This is a genomic window from Janthinobacterium sp. FW305-129 (assembly GCF_020858115.1).
GTDB lineage: Bacteria > Pseudomonadota > Gammaproteobacteria > Burkholderiales > Burkholderiaceae_D > Janthinobacterium.
In genome coordinates this window covers 68,285-84,461 of sequence record NZ_JACYMM010000003.1, presented here as the reverse complement: position 1 = coordinate 84,461, position 16,177 = coordinate 68,285, and the positions used below count along the sequence as shown (strand labels likewise).

17 protein-coding genes and 1 pseudogene are annotated in these 16,177 nt (G+C 61.7%); 9 read left to right on the top strand and 9 right to left on the bottom strand.

All coding sequences use genetic code 11. The features are described from left to right. The first annotated feature begins 10 nt into the window (after window positions 1-10). The gene (locus IGS61_RS06740) at window positions 11-979 is read left to right on the top strand and encodes a hypothetical protein (RefSeq protein WP_230538891.1); all 969 of its coding nucleotides are present in this window, start codon (window positions 11-13) and stop codon (window positions 977-979) included. An 83-nt stretch (window positions 980-1,062) separates the two neighbouring features. Beyond that, window positions 1,063-1,596 carry a YggT family protein gene (locus tag IGS61_RS06735; RefSeq protein ID WP_227742044.1) on the top strand — a complete coding sequence of 178 codons (534 nt, stop codon included), beginning with the start codon at window positions 1,063-1,065 and terminating at the stop codon, window positions 1,594-1,596. 114 nt (window positions 1,597-1,710) lie between these two features. Here the strand turns inward: IGS61_RS06735 and IGS61_RS06730 are convergent, their stop codons facing one another. The 9 genes and pseudogenes from IGS61_RS06730 to IGS61_RS06695 form a co-directional block, all read right to left on the bottom strand. Beyond that, on the bottom strand, window positions 1,711-2,649 hold the full coding sequence (locus IGS61_RS06730; RefSeq protein WP_034746615.1) for a carbohydrate kinase family protein: 939 nt from the start codon (window positions 2,647-2,649) through the stop codon (window positions 1,711-1,713). A gap of 11 nt (window positions 2,650-2,660) precedes the next feature. Further along, a complete protein-coding gene (locus IGS61_RS06725) occupies window positions 2,661-3,689 on the bottom strand; it encodes a DUF3426 domain-containing protein (RefSeq protein ID WP_442908044.1) in 1,029 nt (342 codons plus the stop codon). Between the two features lie 159 nt (window positions 3,690-3,848). Beyond that, window positions 3,849-3,917 (bottom strand): annotated as a pseudogene (locus IGS61_RS28000) (MJ0042-type zinc finger domain-containing protein); the annotation flags it as partial. A gap of 8 nt (window positions 3,918-3,925) precedes the next feature. Then, a complete protein-coding gene (gene prmA / locus IGS61_RS06720) occupies window positions 3,926-4,870 on the bottom strand; it encodes a 50S ribosomal protein L11 methyltransferase (protein WP_230538889.1) in 945 nt (314 codons plus the stop codon). Continuing rightward, a complete protein-coding gene (accC, locus tag IGS61_RS06715) occupies window positions 4,867-6,282 on the bottom strand; it encodes an acetyl-CoA carboxylase biotin carboxylase subunit (protein WP_230538888.1) in 1,416 nt (471 codons plus the stop codon). Before accC ends, prmA begins: the two co-directional genes overlap by 4 nt. A gap of 101 nt (window positions 6,283-6,383) precedes the next feature. Beyond that, window positions 6,384-6,848, bottom strand: coding sequence for an acetyl-CoA carboxylase biotin carboxyl carrier protein (gene accB, locus IGS61_RS06710; RefSeq protein WP_070222155.1), 465 nt, complete (start codon window positions 6,846-6,848; stop codon window positions 6,384-6,386). Between the two features lie 91 nt (window positions 6,849-6,939). Then, window positions 6,940-7,377, bottom strand: coding sequence for a type II 3-dehydroquinate dehydratase (gene aroQ, locus IGS61_RS06705; RefSeq protein ID WP_034746628.1), 438 nt, complete (start codon window positions 7,375-7,377; stop codon window positions 6,940-6,942). A gap of 82 nt (window positions 7,378-7,459) precedes the next feature. Then, window positions 7,460-8,014, bottom strand: a complete 555-nt coding sequence (locus IGS61_RS06700; protein ID WP_230538887.1) for a TlpA family protein disulfide reductase — start codon at window positions 8,012-8,014, stop codon at window positions 7,460-7,462. Window positions 8,015-8,033: 19 nt separating this feature from the next. Continuing rightward, a complete protein-coding gene (locus tag IGS61_RS06695) occupies window positions 8,034-8,672 on the bottom strand; it encodes a hypothetical protein (protein WP_230538886.1) in 639 nt (212 codons plus the stop codon). Window positions 8,673-8,787: 115 nt separating this feature from the next. Between IGS61_RS06695 and mpl the strand changes: the two genes are divergently transcribed. The 7 genes from mpl to mtgA all read left to right on the top strand — a co-directional run bounded on the left by mpl (window position 8,788) and on the right by mtgA (window position 16,001). Then, window positions 8,788-10,164, top strand: a complete 1,377-nt coding sequence (gene mpl, locus IGS61_RS06690) for a UDP-N-acetylmuramate:L-alanyl-gamma-D-glutamyl-meso-diaminopimelate ligase (RefSeq protein ID WP_268993773.1) — start codon at window positions 8,788-8,790, stop codon at window positions 10,162-10,164. Then, on the top strand, window positions 10,161-10,745 hold the full coding sequence (locus tag IGS61_RS06685; protein WP_230538885.1) for a YqiA/YcfP family alpha/beta fold hydrolase: 585 nt from the start codon (window positions 10,161-10,163) through the stop codon (window positions 10,743-10,745). Before mpl ends, IGS61_RS06685 begins: the two co-directional genes overlap by 4 nt. Then, window positions 10,742-11,356: a chorismate--pyruvate lyase family protein gene (locus IGS61_RS06680; RefSeq protein WP_230538884.1), complete on the top strand. Its 615-nt coding sequence runs from the start codon at window positions 10,742-10,744 to the stop codon at window positions 11,354-11,356. The genes IGS61_RS06685 and IGS61_RS06680 overlap by 4 nt, the downstream gene beginning before the upstream one ends. 2 nt (window positions 11,357-11,358) lie before the next feature. Then, window positions 11,359-13,446, top strand: coding sequence for a ribonuclease catalytic domain-containing protein (locus IGS61_RS06675; protein ID WP_230538883.1), 2,088 nt, complete (start codon window positions 11,359-11,361; stop codon window positions 13,444-13,446). 136 nt (window positions 13,447-13,582) lie between these two features. Continuing rightward, entirely contained in the window at window positions 13,583-14,440 is an 858-nt protein-coding gene (locus tag IGS61_RS06670; RefSeq protein WP_230539255.1) for an energy transducer TonB family protein, read from the top strand. 11 nt (window positions 14,441-14,451) lie between these two features. After that, window positions 14,452-15,279, top strand: a complete 828-nt coding sequence (aroE, locus tag IGS61_RS06665; RefSeq protein WP_230538882.1) for a shikimate dehydrogenase — start codon at window positions 14,452-14,454, stop codon at window positions 15,277-15,279. Then, window positions 15,261-16,001 (top strand): monofunctional biosynthetic peptidoglycan transglycosylase, encoded by a 741-nt coding sequence (gene mtgA / locus IGS61_RS06660; protein ID WP_442908043.1) that lies wholly within the window; start codon window positions 15,261-15,263, stop codon window positions 15,999-16,001. The genes aroE and mtgA overlap by 19 nt, the downstream gene beginning before the upstream one ends. Window positions 16,002-16,177: the final 176 nt, after the last annotated feature.

Here is a 16,177-nt window from a genome sequence, read left to right as displayed (position 1 = left end):
GGCAGCGAAAGTGGCAGCGAAACCTGTCGCCAAGGCAGCCGCCAAGCCAGCGGCGAAAAAAGCCGTTGCCAAGCCGGCGGCAAAAGCCGCAGCGAAACCTGCCGCCAAGGCAGCCGCCAAGCCAGCAGTGAAAAAAGCCGCAGCGAAACCTGCAGCCAAGGCAGCAGCCAAGCCAGCAGCGAAAAAAGTCGTCGCCAAGGCAGCAGCCAAGCCAGCCGCCAAAGCAGCCGCAAAGCCAGCAGCCAAAGCTGCAGCCAAGCCAGCAGCCAAGGTAGCAGCGAAGCCGGTAGCGAAAAAAGCCGCAGCGAAACCTGCAGCCAAGGCAGCAGCCAAGCCGGCCGCCAAAGCGGCAGCCAAGCCAGCAGCGAAAAAAGTCGTCGCCAAGGCAGCAGCGAAGCCGGCCGCCAAAGCAGCAGCCAAGCCAGCAGCAAAAGCTGCAGCGAAGCCAGCGGCCAAGGTAGCAGCGAAGCCAGCAGCCAAGGTAGCAGCGAAGCCAGCAGCCAAGGTAGCAGCGAAGCCGGCAGCCAAGGCCGCAGCCAAGGCCGCAGCCAAGCCAGCGGCCAAGGCAGCAGCGAAGCCGGCAGCGAAAGCGGCAGCCAAGCCAGCGGCCAAGGTCGCAGCGAAGCCAGCCGCCAAAGCAGCAGCGAACCCGGTAGCCAAGCCAGCGGCCAAGGTAGCAGCGAAGCCGGCAGCAAAAGCTGCAGCCAAGCCAGCGGCCAAGCCGGCAGCGAAAGCAGCAGCGAAACCTGCCGCCAAGCCAGCCGCCGCGCCAGTCATGGCAGCAGCGCCGGCAGCAGCTCCAGCGGCGCCAGCCGCCGTGGCCGCCAAGCCAGCCGCCAAGAAGGCCGCGCCTAAAAAGGCCGCACCGAAGAAGGCAGCGCCTGTCGCCAAGCCATCGGCGCCTATCGCACCTGTAGCAAAAACCGTGTTGGCACCGGCTGCAGCCTGGCCATTCCCAACCAGCACCCGCCCATCGTAATTCCTGCGATACGGGTGCCTGGATGAGGCAACACGCCGCTGTGTGACTCAATCACACAGCGGTTTTTTTTTGGAGAATTAGTCGTGCTGATCGTTATCCTTACATTGATCGTTGATACCATCGCCACCTTGCTGGGCGGCGTGTTGCTGCTGCGCTTCTGGATGCAGGCGGTGCGCGTGCGGCCGCCCTCGTCGGTGGCGCAATTCACGTTTCAATTGTCCGACTGGCTGGTGCGCCCCCTGCGCCGCGTGGTGCCGGGCGTGGGCGGGTATGACTGGGCCAGCCTGATCGGCGCCTTCCTGATCGTGCTGCTGGCCAGCTCGGTGCTGTTTATTTCCGGGGCTCCCGTCGAGGTGGTGCTGCTCAAGTCGCTGCAACGCTTCCTGCAATGGATACTCTACGGTTTCATGGCCTTGCTGATCATCGAAGCCATCTTCAGCTGGGTCAACCCGCATGCGCCGCTGGCGCCGTTCGTACGGGCCCTGAACGAGCCGCTGCTGCGTCCGATCCGCAAGGTGGTGCCGCTGGTGGGCAGTCTGGATTTGTCGCTGCTGGTGGCGTTGATCCTGCTGCAGATCGCGCAGGTGCTGGTGGGGATGATTATTGTGCTGCGATGATGGTGATGTGAGGGGTAGGTCGGCTTAGCGTAGCGTAAGCCGACATCCCCACTTGCCATGCCAGCGATGTTGTCGGATTACGCGCGGTTTTACCGCGCTAACCCGACCTACATATTAATAGCGGTAACCAAACGCCGCTTCGAACTGGTCGGCAATGCTCTCTGGCGTAAACACGTGGTTTTGCGCACCCTGGGTGGCGATCTTGATGGCGCCCAGCAGGCTGGCCAGGCGGCCGCTGGTTTCCCAGCCCAGGTCGTTGGTGATGCCGAACAGCAAGCCGGCACGGTAGGCGTCGCCGCAGCCGGTCGGATCCAGCACTTCCTTGGCGGTCACGACAGGAATGTCGATGCGCTTGCCGTCCGTATAGATTTCCGAACCCTTTTCACCACGCGTGACGATCAGCGCTTCCAGGCGGCTGGCGATGTCCGGCAGGGTCAAGCCCGTGCGTTCCATCAACATTTCCATTTCATAGTCGTTGGCCGATACATACGTGGCTTTGTTGATGAAGTCGATCAACTGTTCTCCATTGAAACGCGGCAACTGCTGGCCCGGGTCGAACATGAAGGGAATGCCCAGCTCGGCCAGGTCGGCGGCGTGCTTGAGCATGCCCTGGTCGCCGTCCGGCGAAATGATGGCGACCTTGGCCGGGCCGGCATTGGCGATGGGGTTTTCATGCGCGAACGACATGGCGCCAGGGTGGAAGGCATTGATCTGGTTATTGTCCGCATCGGCCGTGACGAAGCACTGCGCGTTGTAGCTATCGGCCTTGATCAGGATGTTGGCGGTGGAAATGCCCAGCTTTTGCAGGCGTTCCAGATAGGCGGCGCTATCTTGCCCCATCACGCCGACGATGCGCGGGTCACCGCCCAGCATTTTCAGGCTGTAGGCGATGTTACCCGAGCAGCCGCCAAACTCCGTGCGCATGGTAGGTACGAGGAAGGAGACGTTCACCTTGTGCAACTGGTCGGCCAGCAGGGATTCGCCGAAGCGGCCGGGGAATTGCATGATGGTGTCGGTGGCAAGCGAGCCGCAGATCAGCGATGTTTTGGTCATGATAGTGTCTGTTAGGGGTAAAAGATGGCGATATGATAGCCAGACGCCGTGAGCTGGTCTAATGCAAAGTACAGTTTGATGGTTTGTTCCGAACGCGGCGCAAAACCCTGGCGCACGTCGATAGCGGCTGGCAGGTAGTCGCGCGGCGCGATGACGCGGCGCAAGACCGGCTTGTCGTTGGCGTCGTTGAGGGTCAGTTCGATGCTGGGCCAGGCTTGCACGCTGCGGCTCTGGTTGCGCAGCAGCGACACATATGAAAAGGTCTGTTCCTTCAAGGTTTGCAGCTCGCCCTGCTCGATGGACAGCGCCTCGATCTGCGCCGGCAAGTCGACCTGGCAGCCGCTGAGCTTGCACAGCGCGACCAAGGTCGGCTTCCATTGCGGAAATTGTGCCGCCAGCGGATTGCGGAAGGTGGTCATTACTTGCAGGAATAACAAAAGTAGCAGCGCCACGGAGCCGGCGGCCATGGCCACGCGCAAGGCTTTGCTGCTCTGTTCGCGGCGCCGGCCCTGGGTGACGAAGGCCGGTTCCTCGTCGGCCGGCGGCAGGACGGATTCTTCCTGCTCTTCGGCTGGCGCCGGTGCAACGGGGGCGGCGGGCAGCGCTTCGAACGAGTGGTCTGCCAGCGTGGGTTCCCGGCGCGCGGTCGCAGGCTTGTCCAGGCTGACTTTTTCGGCCGCAGGCAGCACCGGTGCGGCGCCAGCTTCCAGGTTCGGTTCGCGGCGGCTATCGCGCAAATACGTGGCGAAGGCGGGCGCGTCATCCACCTGGCGGCGCTTGAAGGGCGCCATCGGCTGGGGCAACGGTGGTTCTGGCGGTTCTGGCAGTGTTTCTGCCGGTGTTGCTTCAGGTTCAGGTATGTCGAGCGGTGCGGCGGCCGGCGCGTCGGCCAGCGCCTCGTCGGGCAGGACCACGTCGAGGTCCAGCTCGATGTGTTCGCCATCGTCTGCGTCATCCTTGAGTTGCGCCGTTTCCGGCAAGATGCCGAACGGGTCGAACGAGGTGTCGAAGTCGAGGGAATAAATGGGTTCGTCGTCCATGGCGGACGCCAGACTGTTGTCGGCTAGGTAACTGGCCGACGGCGGGGCGGCCGTGCCGGGGGCGGATGTTAAAAACGGCGATGCCGCGGCTGGATCGACCAGCGCGGCATTGCCGTCAAACACTTCCCTGCATGTGCCACAGCGCACGATGCCCCCACGTAACTTCAACTGGTCAGCAGCGACCCGAAATATCGTGTTGCAATGGGGGCATTTGGTGGCGAGGGCCATTGCTGTGCTTATGCACCTTCCGCGCGAGGCGCAGGCGCTTGCGTGGCGCCCAGGCGGCCATGCAGGGCCACCCAGCCGTCTTGCTCTGCCCACACACCCAGCTGGATGAAGGGGGCGTAGGCAGCAGCCACTTCTTCCGCCTGGCGTGCCAGCACGCCGGACAGGATCAGGGCGCCGCCGTCGGCAACGCGGCCCGACAGCATCGGCGCCATCAGTTTCAACGGGCTCGACAGGATATTCGCAACGACGATGTCAAACTTGGCCGTGGCGTGTGCCGAAGTGGCAAACGTGTCTGGCAAGAAATATTCGATGTCGCACTGGTTGCGCTCGGCATTGTCGCGCGCCGATTCGATCGCTTGCGGGTCGATATCGACGCCAGCCACCGTTTGCGCGCCGAGTTTCTTGGCAACCATGGCCAGGATGCCGGAACCGCAACCGTAGTCGAGCACGGTCTTGCCTGGGGCCGGATGGGCTTCCAGCCATTCCATGCATAAACGCGTGGTCGGGTGGCTGCCCGTGCCGAAGGCCAGGCCCGGGTCCAGTTCCAGGATCAGGCCGCTTGGGTCCGGTGCCTCGTGCCAGCTGGGCACGACCCAGATGTTCTTGCCGATGTGAATCGGTGCGAATTGCGACTGGGTCAGGCGCACCCAGTCCTGCTCTTCCACGGGGCGCACGGTAAAGGCGGGCGCTTCCGCCATGCCCACCGCTTGCGCGGCAGCGGCCACGATGGCGGCCTGGTCGGCGTCGACGTCCGTCAGCGCCACCACGCGGCTGCGTTCCCACGCCGCTTCCTTCGGTTCCATGCCCGGCTCGCCAAACAGCGGCTGCTCGGCTTCCGTGCCTTCGTCGGCGTCTTCCACCGACACCGACAGGGCGCCCGCTTCCATCAGCGCGTCGGACATGGCCTCGGCGTTGTCGCGGGCGATTTCAATGACGATTTCCGTCCAGCTCATGCGCCCGCCTTGATTTCGGATTTCTTGGCGATGCTGGGGCTGCCGCTATTGAGGTTCTTGCCCAGGTCCGGCATGTCGGCCAGCTTCTGTTCCAGATAGTGAATGTTGGTGCCGCCTTCGATGAAGCGCGCATCGATCATCAGCTCGCGGTGCAGGGCGATATTCGTGTTGATCCCTTCGACCACCATTTCGGACAGGGCGATCTGCATGCGGCGGATCGCTTGCTCGCGCGTGGCGCCGTAAGCGATCACTTTGCCGATCATCGAGTCGTAGTGCGGCGGTACGTAGTAGCCGGCATAGGCATGCGAGTCGACGCGGATGCCAGGGCCGCCCGGTGCATGCCAGGAGACGATCTTGCCTGGCGATGGCGTGAACTTGAACGGGTCTTCCGCATTGATGCGGCACTCGACGGCGTGGCCCGACAGCAAGACGTCGCGCTGGCGGAAACGCAGTTTTTCGCCGGCGGCGATGCGGATCTGTTCTTGCACGATGTCGATGCCGGTGATCATCTCGGTGACGGGATGCTCCACCTGCACGCGGGTATTCATTTCAATGAAATAAAACTCGCCGTTTTCGTACAGGAATTCAAACGTGCCGGCGCCGCGGTAGCCGATCTTGCGGCACGCTTCAGCGCAACGGTCGCCGATTTTCTCGATAAGTTTGCGCGGGATGCCCGGCGCTGGTGCTTCTTCGATCACTTTCTGGTGGCGGCGCTGCATGGAGCAGTCGCGCTCGCCCAGCCAGACGGCGTTCTTGTGTTCGTCGGCGAGGATCTGGATTTCCACGTGGCGCGGATTTTCCAGATACTTCTCCATGTACACTTCAGGGTTGCCGAATGCGGTGCCCGCTTCCGTCTTGGTCATCGCCACGGCGTTGATCAGGGCCGCTTCCGTGTGCACCACGCGCATGCCGCGTCCGCCACCGCCGCCGGCGGCCTTGATGATGACTGGGTAGCCGATCTTGCGGGCAATTTGCACGATCGCTTTCGGATCGTCCGGCAACGCGCCTTCCGAGCCCGGTACGCACGGTACGCCAGCCTTGATCATGGTTTGCTTGGCCGATACTTTATCGCCCATCAAACGGATCGATTCGGAACGGGGGCCGATGAAGACGAAGCCCGATTTCTCGACGCGTTCGGCAAAGTCGGCATTTTCCGACAAGAAGCCATAGCCTGGGTGAATCGCTTGCGCATCCGTCACTTCAGCGGCGCTGATAATGGCGGGCATGTTCAGGTAGCTCAGGGTCGACTGTGCCGGGCCGATACAAACGGATTCGTCGGCCAGCTTGACGTATTTCGCGTCCTTGTCGGCTTCGGAGTGGACTACAACCGTTTTAATGCCCATTTCGCGGCAGGCGCGCTGAATACGGAGGGCAATTTCACCACGGTTGGCAATCAGGATTTTTTCAAACATGGTAGGTTCGCGTATGTCTGTGAGAGCCGGCGAGCCGGCGAAACAACAAGTGTGAGGGGCTAAAACTGCAAACGGCCGTTGCCGGCCGTGTGGACTGGGTTTTAGCCGATCACAAACAAGGGTTGACCGAATTCGACCGGTTGGCCGTTTTCGACCAGGATCTGGGTCACGACACCGGCTTTATCGGAGTCGATTTCATTCAGGAGCTTCATCGCTTCGATGATGCACAGGGTATCACCTTCCTTGACGGTCGAGCCCACTTCAACATAGGCGGCGCTGCCAGGAGCGGAGGAACGATAGAAGGTGCCGACCATCGGCGACTTGACCACATAGCCCGTTGGCTCGGCGGCGACCACGACGGCAGGTGCCGCAGCGGGAGCGGCGGCTGGCGCGGCTGGCTGGTATTGCGCTTGCATGCCTTGCGGCTGCATCATGACCATCTGGTTTTGCGGCATGGCCGACGATTTGACGATGCGAACCTTGCTTTCGCCTTCGGTAACTTCCAGCTCTGCGATATCCGATTCGGCGACCAGGTCGATCAAGGTCTTGAGTTTTCGTAGATCCATGTAAAACCCCTAGGAATGTAGTTTGTTTTATGAGTGATGCGGTGATGTCCAAGAACCTATCGCCGCGCTAAATGCGTGCAGATCGCGTAGATTAACGTTTTTTAAGCGCAAAGTCGATGGCAAACCGATATCCATCGATACCTAGCCCGCAGATCGTCCCCTGCGCGATCGCGCTGAGAAATGAGTGATGTCGAAACGTTTCGCGTTGATAAATATTCGAGATATGGACTTCCACGAACGGGATGGCGACCCCGGCCAGCGCATCGCGCAAGGCAACGCTGGTATGGGTCAGGCCGCCCGGATTGATGACGATAGCATCGATCCCTTCCGCTCGCGCGGCATGGATACGGTCGATCAGCGCGCCTTCGTGGTTGCTTTGAAAGCAGACCAGGTCGGCACCGGCCGCCATGGCTTGCGCCATTGCTGCCTGCTCGATATCGGCCAAGGTGCTGGCGCCGTAGACCTCAGGCTCGCGCGTTCCCAGCAAATTCAGGTTGGGACCGTTGAGCAGAAGGAGGTTTTTTGCCATGTATGGAAGACCGTTTTAGCGAAAGTTCCGCATTTTGCCGCCAAAGATACGCATTGGCAAGAGAAAAAAGCACGCTCCGAATTTACAATTTATCCAGATCGGCGCGCAACTGATCAAATTTCAAGCGGCCCAGATAGGTCTTTTTGACTTCGCCATCGGCGCCGATCAGCACCGTAAAGGGCAAACCGCCCGTGGCATTGCCAAAATGACGCGACAGGTCGGTACCGCTCATGCCGGACACGTACACGGGATAGGCGATCTTGACCTTGCTGGCAAAAGTGGCAATATTGCTGGCCGAATCGATGCCGATGCCGATCACCTGCAGGTTTTTCGCCCCGTAGTGGCCTTGTACTTCGGATAACTCCGGCATTTCTTCCACGCAAGGAGGGCACCACGGCGCCCAGAAATTGACCAGCAAGTTCTTGCCTTTCCATTGCGACAAGGCTTGCGTGGCGCCTGCCGCGTCCGGCAGGGACAGCGCATACAGTTCATTCACCGGCCCCGTCGCGCCTGGCGCGATGGCGGTCGTCTGCGGTCCCGCTGCTTTCGCTTTTTCCTTGCTCAAACCGACATAGGCGCCCATGCCGCCAAACATCAGCGCGACGATGGCGCAGGCGATCCAATTCTTTTTTGTCATAACTTTATCTATATCAATGTTAGTCGGCCGCCGGCACGCCATCGGCGAGGCTGGCGGCCAGCAGGCTGCGCAGCCCGGCGATGTCGGTGCGCAGCACCTTGCCGTCGGCCTTGGCTTTCAGCGCGCCGCGCATATCGTCGAGCTCATACATGGCTGCGTGCACGCCTTCATTTTTCCACAGGAAACTGGCTGTCTCGACCGCATCATAACGCGCTCCCTTGAAATGCGGGCTTTCCGACATGTCGAGCACGACATTTTTATTCAGCAGGAAGATGTGGATTTCCTTGGCGCTCTCGGCAAACAGTTGCAGATAGATCTCGTCGTGGGGGCCGGCCGTGCCGTTGAGCACGGGGCCGCTGAGCAGGGGATGAAATTGTTGCAACGCTTCCATGACCTGCAGCGCAATCGTGCGCAGCTGGAACAGCCGTGCCGGCTGGCTGTCGGCCAGGAACAGGGCATTGTATTGCCGCACCTGTTCCTCGATCATCTCGTTGTCGGGAAGTATATTCGGCAGGTTCGGCGCGTCGCCCAGGACTTGCCGCGCCGCCTTGCGCTTGGCGCTGCCATAGTCGGCGCCATCCTGCGCCACGAGGCGCGCGGCAGCGGCGGCGATTTCCAGGCGCAACTGCGCGTTATCGTCAAATGCATCGTTCGTCATGAGCGAGATGATACTCCGAAGCGGAAAAAGTCATGGCGTCAGGTAAAATCCTGCACTTGCTGTTTTTTATCTCACCGCCTTACTTACTTAAGCGTGCACCTTTCGCACTGATCACATGCATATTCATATTCTCGGCATTTGCGGTACCTTCATGGGCGGCCTGGCTGTCCTGGCCAAGGAAGCCGGCCATAAAGTCACCGGTTGCGATGCCAATGTCTATCCGCCGATGAGCACCCAGCTGGAATCGCAGGGAATCGAACTGATTCAAGGCTTTGATCCGGAACAAACCAAGTTGAACCCGGATTTGTATGTGATTGGCAATGTGGTCTCGCGCGGCAACCCGCTGGTGGAAGAAATCCTCAACCGCAGCCTGCCGTACGTGTCCGGCCCGCAGTGGATCGGCGAACACATCTTGCGCAATCGATGGGTGCTGGCCGTGGCCGGCACGCATGGCAAGACGACAACATCAGCCATGCTGGCCTGGATACTCGAAGACGCGGGCTACGCGCCGGGCTTCCTGATCGGCGGCGTGCCGATGAACTTTGGCATTTCCGCCCGCCTCAGCGGCAAGATCGATGGCAAGAGCGCCGAGTCCGACTTCTTCGTCATCGAAGCCGATGAATACGATACGGCCTTCTTCGACAAGCGCAGCAAGTTCGTGCATTACCACGCGAAGACGGCCGTCATGAATAACCTGGAATACGATCACGCCGACATCTTCCCCGATCTGCACGCGATTGAGACGCAATTCCACCACCTGGTGCGCACCGTGCCCGGTATCGGCCGCCTCGTGTACAACGGCGACGAGGCGTCGCTGCAGCGCGTGCTGGCGCGTGGTTGCTGGAGTGAACAGGAAAGTTTTGGTCAAGATGCCAACTGGCAACTGCAAGAGCAGGCCGACGGCAGCTTCGACGTGTATTTCAATGGCCAGCAGGAAGGCCACGTGGCGTGGGCGCTCACGGGCAAGCACAACCGCAGTAATGCGCTGGCCGCCATCGCCGCCGCGCGCCACGTGGGCGTGCCCATTGCCCAGGCGTGCGCGTCGCTGGCCACCTTCGAGAGCGTCAAGCGCCGCATGGAAGTGCGCGGCGTGGTCAACGGCATTACCGTGTACGACGATTTCGCGCATCACCCGACGGCCATTGCCACCACCGTGGGCGGCTTGCGCCAGAAGATTGGCAACAGCGGCCGCATCCTGGCCGTGCTGGAACCGCGTTCGAACACCATGAAGCTGGGCGCCATGAAAGATGCGCTGCCCGGCAGCCTGAAGGATGCCGACCTGGTCTTCGGTTTCGGCAGCCATGCCGCGCTGGGCTGGAGCCTGGGCGACGCGCTGGCGCCGCTGGGCAAGATTGCCAGCGCCTACGAAGACATCGATACCCTGGTGGCGGCCGTGGCCGCCAGCGCCCGTCCCGGCGACCAGATCGTGGTCATGAGCAACGGCGGCTTTGGCGGCGTGCACCAGAAATTGCTGGAGGCGCTGGGCCGATGATTCTGTACCTGCATGGATTCCGCTCGTCGCCCCTGTCGATGAAGTCGCGCCTGCTGGCCGCGCAGATGCAGGCGCTGGGCCGCGAGGCAGAGTGGCTATGCCCGCAATTGCCGGCCTCGCCCAAGCTGGCCATCGAACTGGCCTTGTCCTTGGTCAAGGACGTGGCGCCGGCCGACCTGACCATCATCGGCTCCTCGCTGGGCGGCTATTACGCCACCTGGCTGGCCGAGCGGCTCGGCTGCCGCGCCGTGCTGCTCAATCCTGCGATTGTTCCCCTGATTGACCTGGAGCAACATGTGGGCGTGACGACGGAGTTCCATTCTGACAAGCCATTCGAGTTCAAGCGCGAATACATCGATGAGCTGCGCACGTTTGCCGTAGAGAAAATTACTGAGCCGCAACGCTATTTCCTGATTGCCGCCACCGGCGATGAAGTGCTCGACTACCGCGACATGGTGGCGCATTATCAGGGGGCGCAGCAGTGCGTCATCGACGGCAGCGACCATGGCATCAGCGAATTTGCCGCCTACCTGGCGCCCGTGCTGGCATTTTGCGGCATCCCGACGGACGCGGCCCAGTGAGGCCGGGTTCGCTGCGGCAGGCGCAATGGCATGCGCACGTCAACGCCGTCAATGCGCCGCCCGCCTTGCGCCACTGGCTGACGGGCGGCGGTTCGCTGACGGCCAAGCTGAAAGCGCATAGTCAGGCGTTCCGCGTGCAATGTTTGCATCAGGAAACGGCACGCTGCTTGAGCGACGAGGCCGCGATCATTGGTTTGCACCGCGCGGGGCGGGTATGGGAACGCGAAGTGCTGTTGCGTTGTGATAACAGGCCGGCCGTGTTTGGCCATACCGTCGTGCCCATGCAGGCGACGGCCACGGACTGGCCCCTGTTTTCCGCGCTGGGCGAGCGCTCGCTGGGCACGACCCTGTTTGGCGACCGCATGGTACGCCGCGGCGACCTTGAATTTGCCCGCTTGCGCGCCGGCCACCCGCTGGTGCAGCGGGCGCAGGCAGCGCTGGCATTGGAAGGGCGGCGCTTTGACGCCAAGTCGCTGTTTTTTGCCCGCCGCTGCCTGTATCAGCGTCACCAGGGCTTGCTGCTGGTAACCGAAGTATTTTTGCCGGCGGTGCTGGAGTTGACGTCCGTCACTCGCACCGTTGCAACCGACACATTAATAAACAAAGCATAACAATGAATCTATTTTTTGAAGAATCCGGCGATTTCAAGGTCGGCACGGTCCTGTCGCAAGCGGGTGAAGCGTACCAGGTCGAAATGGCCAGCGGCAAGCGCACCAAGGTCAAGGTCAAGGACGTGCTGCTGCAATATGAAAAGCCGGCCCCGGCCGAGCTGCTGGAACAAGCCAAGGCCGTTGCTGCCGAGATCGATCTCGATTTCCTGTGGGAAGTGGCGGGCGAAGACGAGTTCGGCTTTGCCGAGCTGGGCGCCGAGTATTTCGGCCATGCGCCATTGCCGCCGGAAGCGGCCGGCCTGATCCTTGCCCTGCATTCGGCGCCCGTGTATTTCTACAAGAAGGGCCGTGGCCGCTATAAGGCGGCGCCGGAAGCGTCGCTGAAGGCGGCCCTGGCCGGCATCGAAAAGAAAAAGCAGCAGGCGCTGGTGCAGGCAGGCTATGTGGAAGAGCTGAAACAGAACCGTTTGCCTGCCTCGATGCAACCCATGGTGCTGCAACTGCTGTTCAAGCCGGACAAGAACACCATCGAATACAAGGCGCTGGAAGCGGCGTGCACGGAATTGCACACGACGCCGCCGCGTTTGATGCTGGCGGTCGGCGGCATTGCTTCGCCGAAAGATTTGCACCTGTCGAAGTTTCTTTTCGAGAATTTCCCTAAAGGCGCCGGTTTCCCCAACGTGCCCGTGCCCGCCGTGACGGCCAAGCTGCCGCTGGCCGACGTGGCCGCCTTCTCGATCGACGACGTGACCACGACCGAGATCGACGATGCCTTCTCCGTGCAACCGTTGCCGGATGGCACCGTGAAAGTGGGCATTCACATCGCCGCGCCGGGTCTGGGCATCCGCCCGGAAGACGTGATCGACAAGATGGCGCGCCAGCGCATGTCCACCGTCTACATGCCGGGCGACAAGATCACCATGCTGCCCGACGAAATCGTGAATGCGTTCACGCTCGCGGAAGGCACGACGTGCCCGGCCCTGTCGCTGTATGCCACGCTGGACCCGAAAGCGGACTGGGCCGTGGTCAGCACGCAGACGCGCGCCGAGCTGGTGCCGATCGCCAGCAATTTGCGCCATAACCAGCTGGACGACGTGGTCAATGAGGAAACCCTGGCCAGCGGCGAGGGAGAATACCCGCACAAGGCCGATTTTGCCGTGCTGTGGCAATGGGCGCAGCAGCTGGAACAGGGCCGCATGAAGAAGCGCGAAGCGTTTGGTCTGAAGCCGGAACAGAACAACCGCGTCGATTTCAACTTCTATGTAGAAAACGACATCGTCACCGTGGCGCGCCGCAAGCGTGGCGCGCCGCTGGACAAGATCGTTGCCGAATTGATGATTTTTGCCAATAGTACCTGGGGCAAGATGCTGCACGACCATGGCGTGCCCGGTATCTACCGCAGCCAGGGCGGCGGCAGCGGCAATAGCTGGGCGGCAAAGATGCAGGTGCGCATGGTCACCCATGCGGCGCCGCACCAGGGTCTTGGCGTGGATCAATACGCGTGGAGCACTTCGCCCCTGCGCCGCTATACGGACCTGGTGAACCAGTGGCAAATCATCGCCTGCGCCGAGCATGGCGTGACGGCGCCGCTGGTGGCACCGTTCAAGCCGCGCGACGCAAACCTGTTCGCCATCGTTTCGGCCTTCGACGCCGCGTATGCCGCGTATGGCGATTTCCAGTCGAACATGGAACGCTACTGGTGCTTGCGCTGGCTGCACCAGGAAAACGCGCGCCAGGTCGATGCCGTGGTGCTGAAAGACGAAATCCTGCGCCTGGTCGACATTCCGCTGGTCATCAAGCTGCCGGGCATGCCATCGGTGGCGCGCGGTGCGCAGGTCAAGCTGGATCTCTTGCGCTGGGATGAAGTCGACCTGAGCATCGAAGCGCGCCTGCTGGAAATCGCCGCCGTGCCCGACGCGGCGGCCGGTGCCGAGCTGGACTACGAGGAAGAATCGGGCGACGAAGGCGCGGAAGAGGGCGAAGTGGCGCCGGAAACCTCGCCGGAAGCGGCGAACCAGGTCAGCGACGCCGATGCGGAAGTGGCGGAACTGGCCAGCGAAGACGTGGTCAGCGAACCCGAGGTCAAGTAAGGCCGCGGGGCGGCGTGAAAAACGGGACTAAAACTGTTTTCCGCGCCGCCCTTTGACGTAGAATTCAGCCATCTTGTATCTTGTGTTGTAAGGAACTGGGTTGCGCGTGAAGTCTTTCCGAGAGAATCGTTTTCTGATGATTGCCGTGGCGGTATCGCTGCTGGCGCATGGCGCCTTGCTGGCGATGCATTTTGTCGCCCCGGCCCCGCAGCGGGCCGTGGCCACGGATCCCGGCCTGGAAGTGATACTGGTCAACGCCAAGCATGCGAACAAGCCGCTGAAGGCCGATGCCCTGGCGCAAGCCAACCTCGATGGCGGTGGCCAGGCCGACAAGGGCCGCGCCAAGTCGCCCTTGCCCGACATGCGCAAGGTGGAAGAGGGCGACAGCGTCAAGGCCAGCGCCCGGCGCATCGCCGAGCTGGAGCAGAAGCAGCAGGAATTGCTGACGCAGGCGGCCAGGGCGACGCCCTACAGCGCCGCGCCCGTTACGGAAAAGGACAAACCGAATCCCCTCGCTTCCGGTTCGGACTTGATGGAAAGCAGCAAGGCCATCGCGCGCATGGCGGCCGAGATCAGCCAGACCGTGGAAGACCAGAATAAACGTCCGCGCAAGACTTTTATTACGCCCAGCACGCAGGAGGTCGGCTATGCCATGTATTACAAGACCCTGCAAAAGCGCATCGAGGAAATCGGCACCCTGAATTTCCCGCAAAAGAATGGCCGCAAGATGTATGGCGAGCTGGTCGTGTACATCCCCATCTTCCAGGACGGCACGATTTACCAGAAAGAGGGCGGCGCCCGCGTGGAAAAAAGCTCGGGCAATCCCGCGCTGGATGCGGCGGCCCTGGCCATCGTGCGCCGCGCGGCGCCGTTCGGCCGATTCCCACCGAATATGTTGTCGAGCGACAAAGATGACCTGTGGGTCGTCATCACCCGTTTCAAATTTACCCGCGAAGAAAAAATGGAAGCTAACCTGACTGGCGGCAGCAATTGAACAAGCAAGAGATGAATCCTGATCAATATTGCGTCTTCGGCAATCCCATCGCCCACAGCAAGTCCCCCCTGATCCACGCCGCGTTTGCCCAGCAGACGGGCGAGCCCATCGTCTATGAGCGCCGGCTGGCGCCGCTCGACGGTTTTGCCCTGGCGGCCCGCACGTTTTCCGCCGAGGGTGGCAAGGGCGCGAACGTGACGGTGCCTTTCAAGCTCGACGCGTGCGCGCTGGCCACCGTCCTGACACCGCGGGCCAGGGCCGCCGGCGCCGTCAATACCCTGCGTTTTGATGGAGACACCATTCTTGGCGACAATACCGATGGCGCGGGCCTGGTGGCCGACATCATGCGCAACGCGGGCGTGGCCATCGCCGGCAAGCGCGTCCTGCTGCTGGGCGCGGGCGGGGCGGCGCGCGGCGTCGTGCTGCCCTTGCTGGAACAGGGACCGCAGGAAGTTTTTATTGCCAACCGTACCGTGGCCACGGCCGAGGCACTGGTGGCGCAGTTTGCCGATGCGCTGAGTCACCCGGAGCAGCTGCGCGCCGGCGGCTTCACGCAGCCCGATGGCGTTTTCGATATCGTCATCAATGCCACCTCAGCCAGCCTGGCGGGCGACTTGCCGCCCGTGCCGCCGGGTATCTTCGGCAGCCACACGCTGGCGCTGGACATGATGTATGGCGCCCAGCCCACCGTCTTCATGGACTTTGCTGCCCAGCACGGCGCGCAGGTGCGCGACGGCCTGGGCATGCTGGTGGAGCAGGCAGCCGAAGCGTTTTACGTGTGGCGCGGCGTGCGGCCGCAGACGCAAGACTTGCTGGCGCAATTGCGCGGTGCCCTGTGAGCGGCGGCAAGAAGGGGGCCCGCAAGAGCGGCAGCCGCTACGGCTGGATCAAGTGGCTGTTCATCGTGCCCGTGCTGGCCTTTATCGTCGTGCAGCTGTATTTTTTCCTGCAAATCTGGTGGTGGGTCGACCATAACCCGTCCAGCACGGCTTTCATGCGCGAACAGTTGTCTGTCTTGCAGGAAAAGAATCCGAATGCCACGATCAAGCAGACGTGGGTGCCGTACAACCGCATCTCGAACAACCTGAAACGGGCCATCATCGCCTCGGAAGACGCGAATTTTTCCGAGCACGAAGGCGTGGACTGGGAAGCCTTGCAAAAGGCATATGAAAAGAACAGCAAGAAGCAGAAAGTCGTGGCGGGCGGCTCCACCATCACCCAGCAGTTGGCGAAGAACCTGTTCCTGTCCGGTTCGCGCAGCTATGTGCGCAAGGGCCAGGAACTGATCATCACGTATATGCTGGAAAACCTGATGGAAAAGCAGCGCATTTTCGAGATTTATCTGAACGTGGTGGAATTTGGCACGGGCACCTTTGGCGCCGAAGCGGCCGCGCGCCACTATTACAAGGTCAGCGCGGCGGGCCTGAGCGCGGGACAGGCGGCGAAACTGGCCGTGATGCTGCCGAATCCCCGCTTTTACGACCGCCACCGCGATACGGGTTACCTGAACCGGCGCACGGGCGTCATCCTGCACCGCATGGGAGCGGCGGAACTGCCTTGATGGCAACGGGCTTTCTTTGCATAACATTAAAGCTGTTTGATTGGCACTATTGCGGTGCAGCATCTTAATCGGCCCCGGTTGGTGCAACGCCGCACTTTTTCCGTGAAAAAGCCGTGCCGGGGGTGGTCGTGAAAAGGCCTTTGCGGGTACACTTGCGCTGTTTTCATTTTTGGCGC

Excerpts from the sequence above, each read along its gene's own strand:
- IGS61_RS06675 (WP_230538883.1), top strand. The coding sequence starts at position 11,359 with ATGAATCTATTTTTTGAAGAATCCGGCGATTTCAAGGTCGGCACGGTC.
- accC (WP_230538888.1), bottom strand. The coding sequence starts at position 6,282 with ATGTTTGAAAAAATCCTGATTGCCAACCGTGGTGAAATTGCCCTCCGT.
- IGS61_RS06730 (WP_034746615.1), bottom strand. The coding sequence starts at position 2,649 with ATGACCAAAACATCGCTGATCTGCGGCTCGCTTGCCACCGACACCATC.
- aroQ (WP_034746628.1), bottom strand. The coding sequence starts at position 7,377 with ATGGCAAAAAACCTCCTTCTGCTCAACGGTCCCAACCTGAATTTGCTG.
- prmA (WP_230538889.1), bottom strand. The coding sequence starts at position 4,870 with ATGAGCTGGACGGAAATCGTCATTGAAATCGCCCGCGACAACGCCGAG.
- IGS61_RS06670 (WP_230539255.1), top strand. The coding sequence starts at position 13,583 with ATGATTGCCGTGGCGGTATCGCTGCTGGCGCATGGCGCCTTGCTGGCG.
- mpl (WP_268993773.1), top strand. The coding sequence starts at position 8,788 with ATGCATATTCATATTCTCGGCATTTGCGGTACCTTCATGGGCGGCCTG.
- accB (WP_070222155.1), bottom strand. The coding sequence starts at position 6,848 with ATGGATCTACGAAAACTCAAGACCTTGATCGACCTGGTCGCCGAATCG.
- IGS61_RS06695 (WP_230538886.1), bottom strand. The coding sequence starts at position 8,672 with ATGACGAACGATGCATTTGACGATAACGCGCAGTTGCGCCTGGAAATC.
- IGS61_RS06700 (WP_230538887.1), bottom strand. The coding sequence starts at position 8,014 with ATGACAAAAAAGAATTGGATCGCCTGCGCCATCGTCGCGCTGATGTTT.
- aroE (WP_230538882.1), top strand. The coding sequence starts at position 14,452 with ATGAATCCTGATCAATATTGCGTCTTCGGCAATCCCATCGCCCACAGC.
- IGS61_RS06685 (WP_230538885.1), top strand. The coding sequence starts at position 10,161 with ATGATTCTGTACCTGCATGGATTCCGCTCGTCGCCCCTGTCGATGAAG.
- IGS61_RS06725 (WP_442908044.1), bottom strand. The coding sequence starts at position 3,689 with ATGGACGACGAACCCATTTATTCCCTCGACTTCGACACCTCGTTCGAC.